Below are 18,509 nucleotides of genomic sequence, written 5' to 3' on the forward strand. Positions count from 1 at the left end.
CAGTTTTTTGTGGCGCTCTGTCTGCACTGGGGGAATCCCGCAGCGGACTCGCCCGGCTTCCTCCCTAGAATCGCGCGAAGGCATGCGCAGCAGCACACCACCATGCCGGATAACGCAGATCAACAAGGAGACAAGCATGGATCGCCGCACTATCTTGAAGAGGGGGCTGACCGCCGGAGCCGCACTGGGGACAGTGGCGTTGGCAGCCTGTGGCAAGGAGGAGAGCGCCAGTGCCCAAGACACTGCGCCGGCAGCGCCGGCTATCGTGCAGCAGCGCTTCGAGTGGCGCATGGTCACGACATGGCCGAAGAATTTCCCCGGCCTGGGGGTGGGGGCCGAGCGGCTGGCGCAGCGCATCAACGAGATGTCAGGTGGGCGGCTGACGGTGCGCGTCTACGCCGCCGGAGAACTGGTCCCTGCCCTTCAGGCGCTGGACGCAGTGATCGAAGGCTCCGCGGAGATGAGCCATGGTGCGGCCTATTATTGGCACAACAAGAATCCGGGCCTGTCGTTTTTCACCGGTGTGCCCTATGGCATGACATCCCGTGAGCTGACGGCCTGGATTCGACACATGGGCGGGCAGGAAATCTGGGACGAAATCTACGATGAGTTTGGAGTCCAGGGATTTCTCTCTGGCGATACGGGTGCCCAGGCAGGTGGGTGGTTTCGCAACGAAGTCCGGGGCGTGGCTGACATACGGGGCCTGCGCTTTCGCACGCCCGGCCTGGGCGGGCAGGTCTGGCAGCGGCTGGGCGCATCGGTCACGAACATGGCTGCGGGCGATATTTTTCAGGCGCTGCAAAGCGGCACGCTGGATGCAGCCGAGTTTGTAGGTCCCTACAACGACCTGGCGCTGGGCTTCTACCAGATCACCAAGAACTACTACTTTCCCAGCTTCATTGAGCCGGGACTGGCGACCGAGGCCGTGGTGAACAAGGCGAAGTTCCAGGAGCTGCCCGCCGATTTGCAGGCTATCGTGCGTTACGTCTGCCAGGCCAGCTATGACGATGTGGCATCGGACATGGCGGCCAACGATCCTCGCGCACTGCAGACACTGGTGCGTGAGCATGGCGTGCAGGTGCGACAGTTTCCGGAAGAGCTGCTACAGGCGGGCGCGAAGGCCTCCGCAGAAGTGCTGCAAGCGCTACGCGACAGTGGTGACGCCCTGGCAAAAAAGGTGGCCGAAAGCTACGTCCAAGCCTTCAACATCGTGCGGCAAAAGACGGATGGGACCGATACGCCGTTTCTGATGGCGCGGGCTAAGTACTTTCAGATCGGCTAACGCGGATTCGGGGCATCAGACCTTGGCCCGCGCGTGCGCGGATCGAGCGCACAGTTACAGCCGAGAGGAGCGGACGCCTGCTGGCCCGCTGCCCATTCAATCATGTCGATGAGGGAGTCAATCATGGTGCGGTTACTCGCTTTCGTGGTCGTCAGCATCGGGCGGCTTAACCGGCTGGTCGGCAGCGCGCTGGTCTGGCTGGCGCTCGCGTCCGTGCTGGTGTGTTTTGCAGTGGTGTTCATGCGCCACTTCCTCTCCACCACAGTGCTGTGGATGCAGGATCTGTACGTCTGGCTCAGTGGTGCAATGTTCATGGGCGTGGCGGGTTACGCACTGTTTCGCGATGACCATGTACGCGTGGATGTTTTCTATCGTACGGCGTCGCTGCGTAGCAAGGCGCTGCGGGATCTGATTGGGGTAGTGTGCTTTCTGGCACCGTTTTGCGTGGTGGTCTGGCAGTACGCGCTGCCCTATGTGCTGCGGTCCTGGCAGCGGTTGGAGGCGTCGCCCAATGTCGGGGGCATGCCTGGCTTTTTCGTACTCAAAAGCTTCATTCTGGTGTTCGTTGTGCTGGTGGCGCTGCAGGGCATTGCGATCGCTATGCGCAGCCTGCTGGTGCTGATCGGCCGGCAGGAGGCGCTACCGCCGCCATACCGTTACCAGGACTGATGCCATGGAGCCCGTTCTGATTGGAGAGATTCTTGCCGCGCTGATGTTTGCGGGCGTGATCGGCGCATTGCTGCTGGGCTTTCCAGTGGCGTTCTCATTGGCCGGCATTTCACTATTCTTTGCGCTGGCCGGGTACTGGCTGGGGGTGTTCAGCCCCAGCAATTTCGGTTCGCTGGCGCCACGCTATGTCGGCTTCATGACCAACGAGGTACTGGTAGCAGTGCCACTGTTCATCTTTATGGGCGTGATGCTGGAGAAATCCGGTATTGCCGAGCAGCTGCTCAAGACGATGGGCAAGGTGTTTGGCCACATGCCAGGCGGGCTGGGCATTTCGGTCATTGTGGTGGGGGCACTGCTTGCCGCATCCACTGGCGTGGTGGGAGCCACGGTGGTGACTATGGGGCTGATCAGTCTGCCGGCGATGCTGCAGGCCAGATATGACCCCAAGCTGGCCTGTGGCGTGATCTGCGCGTCGGGAACACTCGGGCAGATCATTCCGCCGTCAACCGTGATGATTTTCATGGGGGACATGCTGGCGGGCATCAACGCCCAGGTGCAGATGGCTAAGGGTAACTTCTCGCCAGCGCCGGTATCCGTGGGCGACCTGTTCGCCGGCTCGGTATTGCCGTCTCTGGTGTTGATTGCGCTGTACCTCGCCTTCATGGTTTACAAGGCCATCGTCAATCCGGCAAGTTGCCCGGCCACGCCCCCGACGAGGCTGGAGAGAACCACCCTCATCAAGGATGTGCTGGTGTCCATGATGCCGCCGCTGCTGCTTGTGATTGCGGTGCTGGGGTCAATACTGGGCGGCATCGCCACGCCGACAGAGGCTGCTTCGGTCGGTGCGGTCGGGGCTTCGCTGCTGGTACTCATCAAGCGCAAGCTGACTTTTGCGATGCTGCGCCAGACCTGCATTTCCACGGCTACCATTACCTCCATGGTGTTCGTGTTGTTGATCGGCGCCGCCGTGTTTTCGATCGTGTTCCGCATGCTCGGTGGCGACGATCTGGTGCACGACATGCTGGCACACCTTCCCGGCGGAGCCATGGGGGCGCTGATCGTGGTGATGCTGGTGATGTTCGTGCTCGGTTTCATTCTGGATACGTTCGAGCTGATCTTCATCATCATTCCGATTACAGCACCGGCGCTGCTGAACATGGGCGTTGATCCCATCTGGCTGGGCGTTCTGGTCGGCGTCAATCTGCAGACCAGTTTCATGACGCCGCCGTTCGGCTTCTCGCTGATCTATCTGCGCGGCGTGGCCCCCGGCTCTGTCAGCACGGGGGATATGTACCGTGGCGCGCTGCCGTTCGTGGGCCTGCAGCTAGTGGCCATAGGCCTCGTGCTGGCGTTTCCGGCGCTGGCAACCTGGCTGCCACGGATGATTTACGCCTGACTGCGCATGCTCAGCCGCGCGACGCGGCTTCCCATAGGTCGGCAAAGTGATGGATAGGACCATTGCCCTTGCCCACATTCAGCGCATCGGCATGGCGGATGGCACTGGTGAGCCAAGGCTTGGCCAGCGCCACCGCTTGGGCCCAGCTGTCGGTCTGCGGTCGCAGGCAGGCCAGCGCAGCCGAATACGAACAGCCCGTGCCGTGGGTATTTCGGGTAGCAATTCGTGCGCCGGGAAACTCCTGCACGGTCCCATCGGCAGCGACCAGCGCATCCGGCGCATGCGCACCATCCAGATGGCCGCCTTTGGCCAGCACATGAATGTTGTAGCGTGCGGCTACTTCGCGCGCTTGGGCCAGCACGCCGCACCAGTCCTGGGCATGCACAGCATTGGCCAGGACCGCCAGTTCGGGCATGTTGGGTGTGATCAGATCGGCGCGATGTAGAAGCTCCCGCAACGCCGTTTCGGCCTCTGCGTCCAACAGCCGGTCGCCGCTGGTGGCCACCATGACGGGGTCGAGCACCACCACTGGTGGCGGGTTGGCGATCAGCCAGTCCCGCACCACGTCGATGATCGCGCGTGTTCCCAGCATGCCGATCTTCACGGCATCGATGACGACGTCGTCGCTGACGCTGTCGAGCTGCTCGCGCAGAAATGGCATGGGCGGGACATGGATGCTGCGCACGCCGCATGTATTCTGTGCAACCAGCGCGGTCACTACCGCCATGCCATAGCCCCCCGTGGCGGCAATACTTTTGAGGTCGGCCTGAATGCCGGCACCACCGGTCGGGTCAGTGCCGGCAATGCTGAGCACGCGCGGGACTTTGCGAGGTTGAGCCAGCCGCGTCAACAGGGAGGAGGAAGAGGTCATGGAAAAGGCCCTTGCTGGAAACGATGAAACTGCTACGTGTGCGACTGCCAGCACGCCTTGAGCGCAGCGGCGGCAGCCCGCGGGTCCGATGCCTTGCAGATGGCGCTGACCACGGCCGCTCCGTCAAAACCCGCGGCGCGCAGTGGCTGCATGTCAGCCATGCCGACCCCGCCAATGGCAACGGCAGGCAAGTGCGTGAGGCGCCGCAACGCAGCAAGCGATGGCAGGCCGATCGCCGGCGGGGCATTGCGTTTGGTGGTTGTGGTGTTCAGCGGTCCCATGCCGACGTAGTCCACCACGCCAGAGGCCTGTGCCTCGGCGAGACTTTCGGGTGTGGCTGCGCTGATGCCCAGCACCGCGTCAGCGCCGATGAGCTGCCGCACCAGCGGCGCCGGTAGCTCCGACTGGCCGATGTGTACGCCGGCGACCGGGTGGCCCGCAGCGCGTGCGGCGAGATACACATCCACGCGATCATTGACCAGCAAGGGGATATGTGCCGGCAGTACTTCGGCAACGGATGCCACGGTGGCCAGGAAATCGCGTGCGCTGGCATCCTTTTCCCGCACCTGCACGACGGTGACGCCGCCTTCCACGGCCAGGGCAACCGTTTCCGCAACACTGCGGCCAGCAGCATGGCACTGTTCGGAATTCGTGACGAGATACAGGGAAAGATCCAATGGATGGGGCATGGTGGCGGTCGTGAGGAAGATGAGCAGGTTGGAAAGGCAACGCAACGCAAGGGTATGCAGTGGTGCAAACTACGCCGGCGCCATCGTCAGGCGCGCATCACGCTGCACCTGCTCGGGCGACAATGCGGCCAGCGCATCCAGCAATGCCACGGCGAAGCTGCCAGGCCCTGTGGCCCTGGCCGCGGCTTGCTCGGCGGCCAGCGTATAGCAGACCGTCGCTGCGACGGCGGCAGACAGGTTCGACGCGTCAGGGGTCGTGGCGGCGAATGCCGCCATCACCGCGCCCAGCGCGCAACCGCCGCCAGTGATGCGTGTCAGCAATGGCGTGCCGGTGTGGACCTGCACGCACCAATGCCCATCGGTGATGCAGTCCACCGGGCCGGAGACCGCCACGACAACGCCTGCGCGTCTGGCCAATGCCTGCGCCGCGGCCTTGGCGTCCTCCACGCTGGCGGTGGCATCCACGCCCCGGCCACCGGCAGGTACGCTGCGTTCGCCAGTCACAAGGGCATGGAGCGCCAGGATCTCCGAGGCGTTGCCGCGCACGATCGATGGACCCATCGCAAACAGCTGCGCGGCCAGTTCCGTGCGAACGGGCAGGGCGCCCACGGCCACTGGATCCAGCACCCAAGGCTTGCCATGGTTGCCGGCGGCCTGCGCCGCCTCGATAGCTGCGGCGCGCTGTTCACGGGCCGGCGTCCCCAGATTAATCAGCAGACACGAGGCCATGCCCGCGAACGGGCCAGCTTCCCGCGGCACATCGACCATGGCCGGCGAGGCACCCAGCGCCAGCAAGGCGTTCGCGGTGAAGTTGCTGACGACCTGGTTGGTGATGGCCTGCACAAGGGGGGAGTCGGCGCGCAGCGCCGCCAGCGCCTGGGCGGCCTGGCGGGCCAGCAGGGCTGGCGAAAGGGGGACAAGGGGCGCAAGCGCCGTGGCTGTTGGCATAGGTGTGACGATCCCTCCGCAAGGTTGTCGGCGTCAGCAGGGGCAGCGATACCTGCTGTGCCGTTGATCAGGTTCAACGGGTCTGCTCTCAGCCTCCACGTATGGGGCACCCCGTGTCACGCCCGCGATGGTAGCAGAGTCACGCCCTCCATAGGACCATCGGCTGCAATGGCAGTATGGCGTGGACTGCAGCGGCCGCGAAGTTCTGTCAAAATCCCCTCCAGTGGCCTCGCAAGTCGTATCCTGCGGTTTGCGCAGCATTTTCATCCTCGCCCGCGTAGAGAGTTTTCACCCATGTCCAGTCCTTTGATTTCGCATATCACCGACGCCACCTTTGATGCGGAGGTCCTGCAATCGGAAACGCCCGTGCTGCTGGACTTCTGGGCCGAATGGTGCGGCCCGTGCAAGCAGATCGCGCCCGTGCTTGATGAGTTGGCAGCCAGCTATCAGGGCAAGCTGCTGATCAAGAAGCTTAACGTTGACGAGAACCGTGAAGTCCCCGCCAAGTACGGCATTCGCGGCATCCCGACGTTGATGTTGTTCAAGAACGGCGAGCTGGCTGCCACCAACGTCGGCGCCGGCAGCAAGGCGCAGATCCAGTCCTTCATTGATGGTGCCCTGGGCTGATCCCTGTCAGGCGCAGCTGGCTCCTGCCGGTGGACGGCCTGCGCCGTTTGCGGCAGTCTTGGCCTGCGTGAGGCGCGCCTTGGGGCGCGCTTTTTTATGCGTGGGCGGCGTGCACCGCGTGCAATTGCTGTCATAATTGCACCTGCACTGTCCATTTCCCCAATGGACGTTCTGGCTGAAGGCCTATCCAGGCCGCGAGAGCGGCACAGCCAAGCCCTCCATGCTCAGCCCCGGAATGCGCTGCGATGCGTCCTGCTGCCTCGGCGCAGCTACTACTTCCAAAGTTTTCCCATCTCTTTGCTCCACGGTTGGAGTCTTTAAACCATGCACTTGAATGAGCTCAAGGCACTGCACGTGTCTGAAGTCCTGAAGCAGGCCGAAGCCCTCGGTATCGAAAACACGGGGCGCATGCGCAAGCAGGAGCTGATGTTTGCCATCATCAAGAAGCGCGCCAAGGAGGGCGAACAGGTGTTCGCCGACGGCGTGCTGGAGATCCTGCCTGATGGTTTCGGCTTCCTGCGCAGCCCGGACACCAGCTTCATGGCAAGCCCGGACGACATCTACATCTCTCCCAGCCAGGTGCGGCGCTTCAACCTGCACACCGGCGACATGATCGAGGGTGAGGTACGCATTCCCAAGGATGGCGAGCGGTATTTCGCGTTGAACAAGCTCGAAAAGGTCAATGAAGGCCCGCCAGAACAGAACAAGCACAAAGTGATGTTCGAGAACCTCACGCCGCTGTTTCCCAAGGAGCAGATGCGGCTTGAGCGCGACATCAAGAGCGAGGAGAACATCACCGGCCGCATCATCGACATCATTGCGCCATTGGGGCGAGGCCAGCGCGCGCTGATCGTGGCCCCGCCCAAGAGCGGCAAGACGATGATGATGCAGCACATCGCGCACGCGATCACCGCCAACAATCCGGATGTGCATTTGATGGTGCTGCTGGTCGACGAGCGGCCCGAGGAAGTCACGGAGATGCAGCGCACGGTCAAGGGCGAAATCATCGCTTCCACGTTTGACGAGCCGGGTGCGCGCCATGTGCACGTCGCCGAGATGGTGATCGAGCGCGCCAAGCGCTTGGTCGAGCTCAAGAAGGACGTGGTGATCCTGCTCGACTCCATCACCCGGCTGGCGCGTGCCTACAACAACGTCGTGCCGTCCTCCGGCAAGGTGCTCTCGGGTGGGGTGGATGCCAATGCGCTGCATAGGCCCAAGCGCTTCTTCGGCGCGGCTCGCAATGTCGAGGAGGGCGGTTCGCTGACCATCATCGCCACGGCGCTGGTCGACACGGGCAGCCGCATGGACGAAGTGATCTTCGAGGAATTCAAGGGCACCGGCAACTGCGAAATCCACCTGAGCCGGCGTTTGTACGAAAAACGGGTATTTCCGGCCATCGAACTGTCCAAGAGCGGAACCCGCCGCGAAGAGCTGCTGCTGCAGCCCGAAGTGCTGCAGAAGACGCGGATCCTGCGGCAGTTTCTGTTCAACATGGACGAAATCGAGGCCATGGAACTCATGCTCAAGAACATGCGCCAGACCAAGAACAATCACGAGTTCTTCGACATGATGCGCCGCGGCGGCTGACGCCAGGCAGACAAGAAAAAAGGGATGCCGCGGCATCCCTTTTTTGTGTCAGGCCAAAGGCCCGGGTTGCTCAGTTGGCACCTGGCACCTGGCCTTCAACCCCCTTGACGTAGAACTTGATGCCGAGCTTGAAGGCATCGTCGCCGACCTGGCCGTCAGCGAGGATTTCCTCGCCATTCTGGCCGAGAATCGGGCCCTTCCAGATCTGGAATGTGCCGTCCTTGAGCCCCTGTCGTACCTGTTCGACACGCTCCTTGATCTCGGCGGGAATGTCGTCGGCCAGGCTGACCAGATCGATCGCACCTTCCTTGACTCCCCACCAGCTCTGGCGGCTCTGCCACGTACCGTCGATCACGGATTGCACGGTGTCAATGTAGTAGGGCCCCCAGTTGATCACGGCCGAGGCCAGGTGGGCCTGCGGGCCGTAGGAGGACATGTCCGAGTCCCAGCCGAACGCACGCTTGCCATGTTCCTGCGCAGTGCGGATGACCGCAGCCGAGTCGGTGTTCTGGAACAGGATGTCAGCGCCGCTGTTGATCAGCGAAGTGGCCGCTTCCGTCTCCAGTGGTGGATTGAACCATTCATTGACCCAGACCACACGGGTGGTGATGTTGGGATTGACCGATTGCGCACCCAGCGTGAAGCTGTTGATGTTGCGGATCACCTCCGGAATCGGCACCGAGCCAACCACGCCCAGCACGTTGCTCTTGGTCATGCCGCCTGCCACGACACCTGCCATGTAGGCGCCCTCATAGGTGCGGCTGTCGTAGGTGGAGAGGTTGGGCGCAGTCTTGTAACCGGTGGCGTGTTCGAACTTCACATCCGGGAATTCACGCGCCAGCCGCTCCATGTAGTCCATGTAGCCAAAGGTTGTGCCGAAGATGATCTGATTGCCTTCGGTCACGAAGCCGCGCAGGATGCGCTCGGCATCCGCAGAGTCGGGCACGCTTTCGACGAATTTCGTCTCCACCTTATCGCCAAGCGCGGCCTCCAGCGCCTTTCTGCCATTGTCGTGGGCAAACGTCCAGCCCCCGTCGCCGACCGGCCCGATATAGGCGAACGCCACCTTGACAGGGCTGTTGGCCGCCTGCTGGCTGGTGCCGCTTTCGCTCGTTGGTGTCGCGGGCGCCGCAGCGGGCGCGGGTGCCGGCGCAGCAGAGGTGGGCGATGCCGCTGGCGCAGGAGATGGCGCTGGTGGTTCCTGTTTGCCGCAGGCGGTCAGCGTGGCGGCGAACAGCGTAGCCACACCGGCGCGTTGGGCCATGCGCTGGATGGAAGAGGTCATAGGTGCTTCTCCTGATGGTTGAAAAACAAAGGAATGCCGCCAGTCGCACCGCATCAGCGCGGCGGCGCAAACGGCTTGCCGAGCGACGCCGGCATGTTGGCGCGAATCCATGCGGGGTTGCGCGAAATCAGCACCAACACGGCAATCGTTGCCAGGTAGGGCAACATGCTCAGCAGCTGGCTGGGAATCTGCACCCCCGCCGCCTGCATGCTGAACTGAAGCATCGTCACACCACCGAACAGGTAGGCGCCGACGAGAATGCGTAGCGGCCGCCATGTGGCAAACGCCGTCAGTGCAAGGGCGATCCAGCCACGGCCAGCGACCATACCCTCGGCCCAGAGCGAACTGTAGACCGTGGACAGATACGCGCCGGCCAGCCCGCACAGTGCACCACCGATGCTCACGCACAGCAGCCGGATGGCCTGTACGCGATAGCCCAGCGCGTGGGCGGACTCGGGGGATTCGCCAATTGAGCGCAGCAGCAGGCCCGTGCGGGTGCGCCCGTAGAACCACAACAGGAAAACCGCCAGCGCCATGGTCAGGTACACCAGCGGATGCTGACGAAACAGCGCAGGGCCTACGAAAGGCAGGTCGGCCAGCAGCGCAATGGCATAGCGCGGGCTGGCCGGCAGCGTGGACTGTACGTAGTCCACCCCCATGTAGGCGGAAAATCCCAGGCCGAAAATGCTCAGTGCCAGACCGCTGGCGTACTGATTGGTGTGCAGGTAGATCACCAGCCAGCCAAACAGCGCGGCCATCACCGCACCCGCGGCCATGCCGGCAAGCAGTCCCGCGCTATGGCTGCCGGTATGCACCACGGTGGCAAAGCCTGCGATGGCTGCGCACAGCATCATGCCTTCTGCGCCAAGGTTGATGACGCCAATCTTCTCGTTGATCATCAGCCCCAGGGCGGCAAGTGCCAGCACGGTTCCGGCGTTGAGTGTGGCGGCGATGAGCAAGTCCATCATTGCCCTCCTGTGCGCGACTTGAGGCGCACGCGGTAATTGACTAAGGTATCGCAGGCCAGCAGGCAGAACAGCAGCAGGCCCTGGAACACATTGCCCAGCGATTTGGGCAGCCCCAGCTGTGACTGCGACAGTTCCCCACCGATCACGAACATGCTCAGCAAGATGGTGGAAAACACCATGCCGACGGGGTGCAAGCGCCCGACGAATGCCACGATGATGGCGGTAAAACCATAGCCCACCGGCACGCGCGGGTTGAGCTGACCGACCGGACCGATGACTTCAAGCGTGCCGGCAATGCCGGCCAGCCCGCCGCTGATTAGCAGTGCGGTCCACAGCGCCCGCCGCGCCGAAAAGCCCGCGTAGCGTGCCGCCGCTGGCGCGAGGCCGCCGGCCTGCTGCGCGAAGCCCGCGCGCGTCCTGAACATGAACAGCCACATCAGCACGCAGGCGGCGAGCGCAAGAAAGACCGCCACCGTCGCGCGTGAGCCAGGCATCAGCTGCGGCAGCTGCGTCACCGGATCAAACATCGCGGTGCGGGGGAAGTTGTAGCCAGCCGGGTCCTTCCATGGCCCGTAGACCAGATACGCCAGCAGCTGGATGGCCACATACACCAGCATCAGGCTGACCAGGATTTCATTGGTGTTGAAGCGGTCGCGCAGGACGGCAACGATCGCCGCCCAGAGCATTCCGCCCAGGCAGCCCGCCAGCAGAATCAGCGCAATGATCAGCCAGCCAGGCGTGGCAGGGCCGGCCTGCAAGGCTACCCAGCCACCGGTGATGGCGCCAAGCACAAACTGGCCCTCGGCACCGATGTTCCAGATGTTGGAGCGAAAGCATAGGCCCAGGCCCAGCGCAATCAGCAGCAGCGGTGTGGCCTTGACGGCAATTTCCCCCCAGGCGTAGCTGTTCTTGATCGGCTCCCAGAAAAACACCTGAATGCCCTTGAGGGGAGAGGTGCCAGAGAGCCAGAAGATCAGCATGCCGATCACCACGGTGGCAACGAGTGCCAGCAGTGGCGAGGCATACGTCCACACGCGGGATGGCTGGGGGCGGGGTTCGAGAACAGGCTTCATGCGTGATGGCGGCTGGTTTCAGACCAGGCTGGACATTTCTTCGGCGGAAGTGTTGGCTGGGGTCCCCGCACCGTCCCACAGACCGCTCATCCAGACCCCGACCTGCTCGACACTGGTCTGGCTGCGCTGCAGTGATGGAGAAAGCCGACCTCTGGCCATGACATACAGCCGGTCGCAGAGTTCGAACAGCTCTTCGATTTCCTCGGATACGACGAGCACCGCACAGCCTTGCTGCGCCAGAGCCAGCAGTTGCGCGCGGATCTGCGCGGCAGCGCCGACGTCCACCCCCCACGTGGGTTGCGCCAGCAGCAGAATCTGTGGCGCGGCATCCATTTCGCGCCCGACGATGTATTTCTGCAGATTGCCGCCGGAGAGCGACCGTGCCGCCGCATGGCTGCCTGCGGCCTTGACGTTGTACTGCCGCAGAATTTCGCCGGCCTTGCGCTTGAGCCTGGCCAGGCTGATCCAGCCCAGCGGTCCGGCGGTCAGTGCGCGGGTCAGCAGCAGGTTGTGTGCCAGGCTCATGCTGGGTACCGTGGCGCGGCCCAGCCGCTCCTCCGGCACGAAGTGCAAGCGATGGCGCTGCCTGCGCTGCTGCGGCGACAGCTGGGCGGCAGGCGTGCCATGGATGGTCACGCTGTCCGCGGGAGCGCGGGTGTCCTCGCCCGAGAGCACCTGCATGAGTTCGTTCTGGCCGTTGCCGGAAATGCCGGCAATGCCGACGATCTCGCCCGCGTGCACGCTCAGGTCGATGGCGTGCAAGTCAACCCCGAACAGATGGGCGCGCGGCAGGCTCAGGCCATGTACCTGCAGCACGCACGATCCTGGTGCGCGTGCATTGGCCGGCACTTTCGGGGGCTCCGCGCCAATCATCAGCCGGGCCAGCGAGGCGTCGCTCTCGGCACGCGGGTCGACCACGCCCTGCACCTTGCCCTGGCGGATGACGGTGCACCGTTCGCACAGCGCCCGAATTTCGTGCAACTTGTGGCTGATGTAGAGAATACTGCAGCCCGAGTCTGCCAGGCGCCGCAGCACCTCGAACAAGTCCTGTACGGCCTGCGGTGTCAGTACCGACGTGGGCTCATCGAGAATCAGCACCTTGGGCGGGGTGACCAGGCTGCGCAGGATCTCGACTTTCTGCCGTTCGCCCACGCTGAGGGTGTGCACGGGGCGCTGCAGGTCAATGCCCAAGCCGAAGGTGCGTTGCGCCTCGTCCAGATGGACGTCCAGCATCTCCCGCGTCATGGCGTCGTCCTGACCCAGCCAGATGTTCTCGGCAACGGTCAGCGACTCAAACAGGCTGAAATGCTGGAACACCATGGCGATGCCCAGGGCACGCGCCTGCTTGGGCGAGCCGATCGCGACAGGCTTGCCGTCGAAGTGGATGCTGCCCGCGTCGGGCGCTGCCGCGCCATAGATAATCTTCATCAGCGTGGACTTGCCCGCACCATTTTCCCCGAGGATGGCGTGGATCTCGCCACGGCGTACGGTCAGGTCGATGCCGTCGTTGGCAACCACGCCCGGATAGCGCTTGGTAATGCCGCGCAACGCCAGGCGCACAGGCTGCAGACTGGTCAGGTCCTGGACTTCCCGGGTTTCATCGGGTAAAGGCGGCTCAGTGGGCATGGGGGGCGAGGGCAGCGACAAGGGCAAATATGTCGGCCCTGCCAGGGCAGGGCCGACCCGGTGATGCGCAACGGCAGATGCGTATTATCGGATGCAATGTCCATGCCACCGGCAAACGGCGCTGCATGCGACGACGCTGTCGACAACCCGGGGCTGTGGCCGCCAGAGGGCGAGCACCCGATGCGGCGTCGTGGGCAGCCGGCAAAAGCAAGGTGCCGCCTGCCTGGCACCGATGCTTACATTGGCCCGCGCCCGGGCAGGTGACGGAAGATGATGCGGCCCTTGCTCAGGTCGTAGGGGGACATCTCCAGCGTGACCTTGTCGCCCGCCAGAATGCGGATGTGGTGCTTGCGCATCTTGCCGCCGGTGTAGGCGATCAGTTCGTGGCCGTTGTCCAGCCGCACGCGAAACCGCGAATCGGGCAGCACTTCCAGGACTGCGCCCTGCATCTCTATCAACTCTTCCTTGGCCATGGGGTGTCGTGAACCAAAAGTGGATATCGCGCAGCAAGCCTTGCGCATGCCGAAGCTGCCGCGCGTGTGCATCTGCCAGCGCTGCGTGCACACGCTCCGCTGGAAAAAGCGCAGAGTATAGAAGCGCAGATAGCGCTGGCGAAGCGCTTTTCAAGCGTTTTTCGCCCAACCGGTTGCCGCTGTGGGCTTCTCGCATCAATTGGCCGCAAAAAGCCTGCGCCGCGCTGCGGCGCCCACCGCAGCGATGACGTCAGGGCAGGGCGCGCGGCTATACTTTGGCGCGTCGCGTCCGGATGTCGTGCGGACGCATCCCTTGCACGTCAGTTGGCCAGGTGTGTGGCCCGTGCCTGCCACCTTGTCCGGGGCGGATTTTCCTTATCGGCGCGCGCAGCCGCTCGTATGTCCATCACCTTCAAGAAAATTGCCATTCTGGGCAAGTACCAGATTGCCCCATCACGCGATGCGCGCAAGGCCGCCCGCAGCGTGCTCGAGGACGTGGCGCGCTTTCTGCTACAGAAGGGCGCGGAGGTGGTGGTGGAGGCCGAATCCGCCGCCAATCTGGAAGTGACGGACCATCCGGCACTGACGCCACAGGAGATCGGCCGGCAGTGCGATCTGTGCATTGCCATCGGCGGGGACGGCACCATGCTCGGCATTGCGCGTGAGCTGGCGCCCTTTGGCACGCCGCTGATCGGCATCAACCAGGGGCGGCTGGGCTTTGTGACCGATCTGCCGCTCAACCACTACCAGGATCAGCTCGCCCCGATGCTCGATGGCATCTATGACGAGGATTGGCGTCCGCTCATGATGGCGCGGGTCGAGCGCGATGGGCAGGCGCTGTATGACGGACTGGCCATCAATGACGTCGTGGTCTCGCGCGGCAACCTCTCGGGCATGCTCGAGCTGCGCGTGGATGTGGATGGCCAGTTCGTCTCCAATCAGCGTGCCGATGGCCTGATCATCGCCACGCCCACCGGCTCCACCGCGTACTCGCTCTCGGTGGGCGGACCCATCATCCATCCTGCTGCCGCAGGCTGGGTGATTGCGCCGATTGCGCCGCACAAGTTGTCCAATCGTCCCATTGTCCTGCCCGACACCAGCCATGTCACCGTCAAGGTGCTGGCCGGCAAGGACATGAGCGCCAAGTTCGACATGCTCACCATGCCTGACCTGCTCGTGGGCGACAGCCTGCACGTGCAGCGCTCGGTGCATGCCGCGCGTTTCCTGCATCCCAAGGGCTGGAGCTACTTTGCCATGTTGCGCTCGAAGCTCGGCTGGAACGAGGGAGGCAGCTGATGGCACTGCGGCATCTGGCTCTGCGTGACTTCGTGCTGGTGCAGTCCATGGCACTGGACCTGCGGGACGGGTTTACCGTGCTCAGTGGTGAGACCGGGGCCGGCAAATCGATCCTCATTGATGCGCTGCAACTGGTGCTGGGGGGACGAGGCGATGCCGGGGTTGTGCGCGAGGGCGCGGCCCGCGCGGAGCTGGTGGCCGAGTTCGATCCGCCGGCACCGGACATGCCGGCGCTGCGCCAGTGGTTGCAGGAGCATGACTTCGCGCACGCGGAGGAAAGCCTGCTGTTGCGCCGCATCATCGACGCGCAGGGCAAGAGCCGCTGCTGGATCAACGGTTCGGTGGCAACCGTCGGGCAGCTCCATGCGCTGGGCGAAATGCTGGTGGACATCCACGGCCAGCATGCCTGGCAGAGCCTGATGCGCCCGCATGCCGTGCGCAATCTGCTGGACGGGTTCGCTGGCGTAGCGACCGACGCCACTGAGCGGGCCTGGCAGCAATGGCGCCAGGCGCAGGAGCGGTTGACGCAGGCCAGGCAGAACCAGGAACAGGTGCAACAGGATCGCGAGCGGTTGCAATGGCAGATTGAAGAAGTCGGCAAGCTGGCGCCGGGCGCGCAGGAATGGCTGGACCTCAACAGCCGGCATACCCTTTTAATGCATCAGCAGGACCTGCAGCAGGCCGCGCTGCAGGCCTGGCAGTGGCTGGATGGCGATGAGACGGCGGCGGGCGCGCTGGCAGCCGTGCAGCGAGCGGCCAGTGCCCTGGCCGCGCAGCAAACGATTGAGCCGCAGTTCACCGAGCTCGTCCAGGCGCTGGAGCAACTGGCCGATCCTCTGGCCGATGTGGCGCGCAGCCTGCGCGACTATGCCCAGCGGCAGGATGTGGACGGCGCCGATCTGGCAGAAGTCGATGCACGGGTGGCAAGCTGGCTGAGCCTGGCACGTCGCTATCGCACGGCGCCCGAGGAACTCCATGCCCGCTGGCAGGACTGGAAAGCGCGGCTCGCCGCGCTGGATGCCGGCAGCGACATTGCCAGCCTGGAAGCTGCACAGGAGATGGCGCGCAAGCAATACCTGCAGGCGGCGCAGGCGCTTTCGGAGCGCCGCCGTGCCGCGGCGCCCAAGCTGGCGAAGATCGTCAATCAGGCGCTGGCGCAGCTGGGCATGGGGGGCGAGCGCTTTGCCATTGAGATCGGAGCGACAGCTTCACCGCAGGCGCATGGCCTGGATGACGTGCAGTTCACCATCGCCACGCATGCCGGCGCCACGCGGCGCCCCCTGGCCAAGGTGGCTTCGGGCGGCGAGCTCTCGCGCATCAGCCTGGCCATTGCGGTCTGTACCAGTCGCCTCGGCGGCGCCGAGACGCTGGTGTTCGACGAGGTGGACGCAGGCATTGGCGGTGCCGTCGCACACAGCGTCGGCAAGCTGCTGGCCCAGCTTGGACGCGATCGGCAGGTGCTTGCCGTGACGCACCTGCCGCAAGTGGCGATTTGGGCCGATCACCAGTTCGTTGTGGAAAAATCGCAGGCGCAGGGCGGCCTGCACAGCCATGTGCGGGCGGTCAGCGATGCCGCCCGCGTTGCTGAAATCGCGCGCATGCTCGGCAGCGAGGTCGCCAGTGATGCGACGCTGGCCCACGCGCGGGAAATGCTGCAGTCGGCCCAGGCCACCGACGCCGTGCTGTCAGTGCCTGCAAAGACGGGCCCTGGCCGCCGCGGCCAGCGCGGCACAACAGGCAAGGGAGGGCGCCATGCGTGAATTGGTACTGGTGACTGGCATGTCCGGCTCGGGCAAATCGGTCGCGCTGGGCGCGCTTGAAGATGCCGGCTACTACTGCATCGACAATCTGCCGCCCGAGTTGCTGACGGCGAGCCTGGCGCTTGAGCGCAACCAGCAGACCACCAAGATGGCCATCGCCATCGACGCGCGCAGCGCGCACTCGCTGCCGCTGGTGCCGGGCCTGCTGGAATCGGTACGCAATCAGGGAATCGCCGTGCGGGTGCTGTTTCTGGATGCGTCCACGGATGCGCTGGTACGGCGCTTTTCCGAGACGCGGCGGCGCCACCCGCTGGCCAGCAGTGCAGACACGCACGGTGACGATGCGCTGGTGCAGCTCATCCAGCGCGAGCGCGAGCTGATGGGGCCGCTGCGCGTCATCGCCCAGGTTATCGATACCAGCCACACCCGCGCCGCACAGCTGCAGAGCCAGCTCAAGCAGATTCTGGCCGTCACCCCGGGCCAGCTGACGGTGATCTTCCAGTCGTTTTCCTTCAAGCGCGGTGTGCCGCGCGATGCCGATTACGTGTTTGACGTGCGCATGCTGCCCAATCCGCATTACGAGCCTCCATTGCGGGCGCTGACCGGTCGCGATCCGCAGGTGGCGGATTTTCTGCGGGTGCAGCCGGATGTGCAGGCGATGGAAGAAGACATTGCGGAGTTCCTGGCGCGCTGGCTGCCGCGCCACGCCGACAACCACCGCAGCTACGTGACCATCGCCATCGGCTGCACTGGAGGGCAACATCGCTCGGTTTATCTGGTCGAGCGTCTGTCTGCGCGTCTTGCCGCGTCCTGGACGACGCTCAAGCGGCATCGGGAAATCGAGTTGCGGACCTGAGAATGTGAGGGCGGCGGCACGGATTGCCGCGCTGTGTACGCACATTGATCGTTTCGCTGGTGCAACGATCAGTTGGTCGGGCACCGGTTTATTGCCGATAAGGCTTTCCATACACTTCAATCATTGTCGTGGCATTACCTTCGGCCCTCGCCGAAGGAGCGACCGCGCAATGCATGGAGGTTGAGGTGAAGACGATCGATCGGGTTTTCGACGCACCGCGTGGCCATTGGGTGGGTGACGGCTTTCCCGTGCGCACAATGTTTTCCTACCACAGCGCGCCGGAGCGCTTCAGTCCATTTTTGCTGCTGGACTATGCCGGTCCGACGCGGTTTGCACCCACCAACCTGCGCCGCGGTGTCGGCCAACATCCGCACCGCGGCTTTGAGACGGTGACCATCATCTACGAGGGCGAGGTTGAGCACCACGATTCGACGGGTGCAGGCGGTCAGATCGGGCCAGGCGATGTGCAGTGGATGACGGCAGGGGCCGGCATCCTGCATGAGGAATACCATTCCGACCATTACGCAGCGCATGGCGGGCCGTTCGAGATGATTCAGCTGTGGGTCAACCTGCCGGCGGCAGCCAAGCGCACGCCGCCCGGCTACCAGAGCCTGATGGCCGACGCTATCCCGCAGGTCATGCTGCCTGGCAACGCGGGGCGTGTCCGGGTCATTGCGGGTGCCTTCGATGGTGCGCGCGGGCCTGCTCACACGCATTCGCCCATGCAGGTGTGGGATGTGGCACGCAATTCCGCCGGAATGGCCACGCTGCCTGCCGCGCAGGGCTGGACCACGCTGCTGTTGGTGCGCAGGGGCACGGTGCTGGTCAATGACAGCGAGGTGGTGCGCGATGCGCAGCTGGTATCGCTGACACGGGAGGGGCAAGACGTACGCATCGAGGCCAATGGCGATGCGCAACTGCTCTTTCTGAGCGGCGCGCCGATTGACGAGCCCAACGCCGGCTACGGCCCCTTCGTGATGAACACGCAGGCCGAGATCCGCGAGTCCATTGCGGACTTCAATGCAGGCCGCTTTGCCTCGACCAGCGAGGGCTGAACCCCGAAGGGCGCCGCGCTCGCAACGCGAAACGGCGCGGCCTGTGAA

17 protein-coding genes are annotated in these 18,509 nt (G+C 64.0%); 9 read left to right on the forward strand and 8 right to left on the reverse strand.

All coding sequences use genetic code 11. The features are described from left to right. The first annotated feature begins 136 nt into the window (after positions 1 to 136). The 3 genes from AAV94_RS06510 to AAV94_RS06520 all read left to right on the forward strand — a co-directional run bounded on the left by AAV94_RS06510 (position 137) and on the right by AAV94_RS06520 (position 3,347). Positions 137 to 1,282, forward strand: coding sequence for a TRAP transporter substrate-binding protein (locus AAV94_RS06510; RefSeq protein ID WP_084824801.1), 1,146 nt, complete (start codon positions 137 to 139; stop codon positions 1,280 to 1,282). Positions 1,283 to 1,405: 123 nt separating this feature from the next. After that, positions 1,406 to 1,951 (forward strand): TRAP transporter small permease subunit, encoded by a 546-nt coding sequence (locus AAV94_RS06515; RefSeq protein WP_197408025.1) that lies wholly within the window; start codon positions 1,406 to 1,408, stop codon positions 1,949 to 1,951. A 4-nt stretch (positions 1,952 to 1,955) separates the two neighbouring features. Next, on the forward strand, positions 1,956 to 3,347 hold the full coding sequence (locus AAV94_RS06520; protein WP_046741522.1) for a TRAP transporter large permease: 1,392 nt from the start codon (positions 1,956 to 1,958) through the stop codon (positions 3,345 to 3,347). A gap of 10 nt (positions 3,348 to 3,357) precedes the next feature. Here AAV94_RS06520 and thiD read toward each other — a convergent pair whose 3' ends face one another. From thiD to thiM, 3 genes are all read right to left on the reverse strand, one after another. Further along, positions 3,358 to 4,218: a bifunctional hydroxymethylpyrimidine kinase/phosphomethylpyrimidine kinase gene (thiD, locus tag AAV94_RS06525; protein WP_046741523.1), complete on the reverse strand. Its 861-nt coding sequence runs from the start codon at positions 4,216 to 4,218 to the stop codon at positions 3,358 to 3,360. Positions 4,219 to 4,250: 32 nt separating this feature from the next. Continuing rightward, positions 4,251 to 4,907, reverse strand: a complete 657-nt coding sequence (gene thiE, locus AAV94_RS06530) for a thiamine phosphate synthase (RefSeq protein WP_046741599.1) — start codon at positions 4,905 to 4,907, stop codon at positions 4,251 to 4,253. A gap of 69 nt (positions 4,908 to 4,976) precedes the next feature. Continuing rightward, a complete protein-coding gene (gene thiM / locus AAV94_RS06535; protein WP_046741524.1) occupies positions 4,977 to 5,855 on the reverse strand; it encodes a hydroxyethylthiazole kinase in 879 nt (292 codons plus the stop codon). 294 nt (positions 5,856 to 6,149) lie between these two features. On the opposite strand from thiM, the gene trxA reads away from it, so the two are divergent. Continuing rightward, entirely contained in the window at positions 6,150 to 6,482 is a 333-nt protein-coding gene (gene trxA, locus AAV94_RS06540; protein ID WP_046741525.1) for a thioredoxin TrxA, read from the forward strand. A 324-nt stretch (positions 6,483 to 6,806) separates the two neighbouring features. Beyond that, positions 6,807 to 8,069 (forward strand): transcription termination factor Rho, encoded by a 1,263-nt coding sequence (gene rho, locus AAV94_RS06545; RefSeq protein ID WP_046741526.1) that lies wholly within the window; start codon positions 6,807 to 6,809, stop codon positions 8,067 to 8,069. Positions 8,070 to 8,139: 70 nt separating this feature from the next. Here the strand turns inward: rho and AAV94_RS06550 are convergent, their stop codons facing one another. The 5 genes from AAV94_RS06550 to infA form a co-directional block, all read right to left on the reverse strand. Beyond that, positions 8,140 to 9,354 carry a BMP family ABC transporter substrate-binding protein gene (locus AAV94_RS06550; RefSeq protein WP_046741527.1) on the reverse strand — a complete coding sequence of 405 codons (1,215 nt, stop codon included), beginning with the start codon at positions 9,352 to 9,354 and terminating at the stop codon, positions 8,140 to 8,142. Between the two features lie 53 nt (positions 9,355 to 9,407). Next, positions 9,408 to 10,319 carry an ABC transporter permease gene (locus AAV94_RS06555; protein ID WP_046741600.1) on the reverse strand — a complete coding sequence of 304 codons (912 nt, stop codon included), beginning with the start codon at positions 10,317 to 10,319 and terminating at the stop codon, positions 9,408 to 9,410. After that, positions 10,319 to 11,395, reverse strand: a complete 1,077-nt coding sequence (locus AAV94_RS06560) for an ABC transporter permease (RefSeq protein WP_046741528.1) — start codon at positions 11,393 to 11,395, stop codon at positions 10,319 to 10,321. Before AAV94_RS06560 ends, AAV94_RS06555 begins: the two co-directional genes overlap by 1 nt. 18 nt (positions 11,396 to 11,413) lie before the next feature. Then, on the reverse strand, positions 11,414 to 13,021 hold the full coding sequence (locus tag AAV94_RS06565; RefSeq protein ID WP_046741529.1) for an ABC transporter ATP-binding protein: 1,608 nt from the start codon (positions 13,019 to 13,021) through the stop codon (positions 11,414 to 11,416). Positions 13,022 to 13,257: 236 nt separating this feature from the next. Next, positions 13,258 to 13,494, reverse strand: coding sequence for a translation initiation factor IF-1 (infA, locus tag AAV94_RS06570; RefSeq protein WP_046741601.1), 237 nt, complete (start codon positions 13,492 to 13,494; stop codon positions 13,258 to 13,260). A gap of 399 nt (positions 13,495 to 13,893) precedes the next feature. Here infA and AAV94_RS06575 point away from each other — a divergent pair, with 399 nt between their 5' ends. From AAV94_RS06575 to AAV94_RS06590, 4 genes are all read left to right on the forward strand, one after another. After that, on the forward strand, positions 13,894 to 14,790 hold the full coding sequence (locus AAV94_RS06575) for an NAD kinase (protein ID WP_046741530.1): 897 nt from the start codon (positions 13,894 to 13,896) through the stop codon (positions 14,788 to 14,790). Further along, positions 14,790 to 16,550, forward strand: coding sequence for a DNA repair protein RecN (gene recN, locus AAV94_RS06580; protein ID WP_046741531.1), 1,761 nt, complete (start codon positions 14,790 to 14,792; stop codon positions 16,548 to 16,550). Before AAV94_RS06575 ends, recN begins: the two co-directional genes overlap by 1 nt. Next, positions 16,543 to 17,406, forward strand: a complete 864-nt coding sequence (rapZ, locus tag AAV94_RS06585) for an RNase adapter RapZ (protein ID WP_046741532.1) — start codon at positions 16,543 to 16,545, stop codon at positions 17,404 to 17,406. The genes recN and rapZ overlap by 8 nt, the downstream gene beginning before the upstream one ends. A 185-nt stretch (positions 17,407 to 17,591) precedes the next feature. Beyond that, positions 17,592 to 18,461: a pirin family protein gene (locus AAV94_RS06590; protein ID WP_046741602.1), complete on the forward strand. Its 870-nt coding sequence runs from the start codon at positions 17,592 to 17,594 to the stop codon at positions 18,459 to 18,461. Positions 18,462 to 18,509 lie beyond the last annotated feature (48 nt).

Origin of the sequence: Lampropedia cohaerens, from assembly GCF_001005215.1 — a bacterium.
Classification (GTDB): Bacteria; Pseudomonadota; Gammaproteobacteria; order Burkholderiales; family Burkholderiaceae_C; genus Lampropedia; species Lampropedia cohaerens.

Coding starts and splice junctions, on each gene's coding strand:
- AAV94_RS06515 (WP_197408025.1), top strand. CDS start 1,406: ATGGTGCGGTTACTCGCTTTCGTGGTCGTCAGCATCGGGCGGCTTAAC.
- trxA (WP_046741525.1), top strand. CDS start 6,150: ATGTCCAGTCCTTTGATTTCGCATATCACCGACGCCACCTTTGATGCG.
- rapZ (WP_046741532.1), top strand. CDS start 16,543: ATGCGTGAATTGGTACTGGTGACTGGCATGTCCGGCTCGGGCAAATCG.
- AAV94_RS06550 (WP_046741527.1), bottom strand. CDS start 9,354: ATGACCTCTTCCATCCAGCGCATGGCCCAACGCGCCGGTGTGGCTACG.
- thiM (WP_046741524.1), bottom strand. CDS start 5,855: ATGCCAACAGCCACGGCGCTTGCGCCCCTTGTCCCCCTTTCGCCAGCC.
- rho (WP_046741526.1), top strand. CDS start 6,807: ATGCACTTGAATGAGCTCAAGGCACTGCACGTGTCTGAAGTCCTGAAG.
- AAV94_RS06575 (WP_046741530.1), top strand. CDS start 13,894: ATGTCCATCACCTTCAAGAAAATTGCCATTCTGGGCAAGTACCAGATT.
- AAV94_RS06565 (WP_046741529.1), bottom strand. CDS start 13,021: ATGCCCACTGAGCCGCCTTTACCCGATGAAACCCGGGAAGTCCAGGAC.
- recN (WP_046741531.1), top strand. CDS start 14,790: ATGGCACTGCGGCATCTGGCTCTGCGTGACTTCGTGCTGGTGCAGTCC.
- AAV94_RS06555 (WP_046741600.1), bottom strand. CDS start 10,319: ATGGACTTGCTCATCGCCGCCACACTCAACGCCGGAACCGTGCTGGCA.
- thiD (WP_046741523.1), bottom strand. CDS start 4,218: ATGACCTCTTCCTCCTCCCTGTTGACGCGGCTGGCTCAACCTCGCAAA.
- AAV94_RS06510 (WP_084824801.1), top strand. CDS start 137: ATGGATCGCCGCACTATCTTGAAGAGGGGGCTGACCGCCGGAGCCGCA.
- infA (WP_046741601.1), bottom strand. CDS start 13,494: ATGGCCAAGGAAGAGTTGATAGAGATGCAGGGCGCAGTCCTGGAAGTG.
- AAV94_RS06520 (WP_046741522.1), top strand. CDS start 1,956: ATGGAGCCCGTTCTGATTGGAGAGATTCTTGCCGCGCTGATGTTTGCG.
- AAV94_RS06560 (WP_046741528.1), bottom strand. CDS start 11,395: ATGAAGCCTGTTCTCGAACCCCGCCCCCAGCCATCCCGCGTGTGGACG.
- thiE (WP_046741599.1), bottom strand. CDS start 4,907: ATGCCCCATCCATTGGATCTTTCCCTGTATCTCGTCACGAATTCCGAA.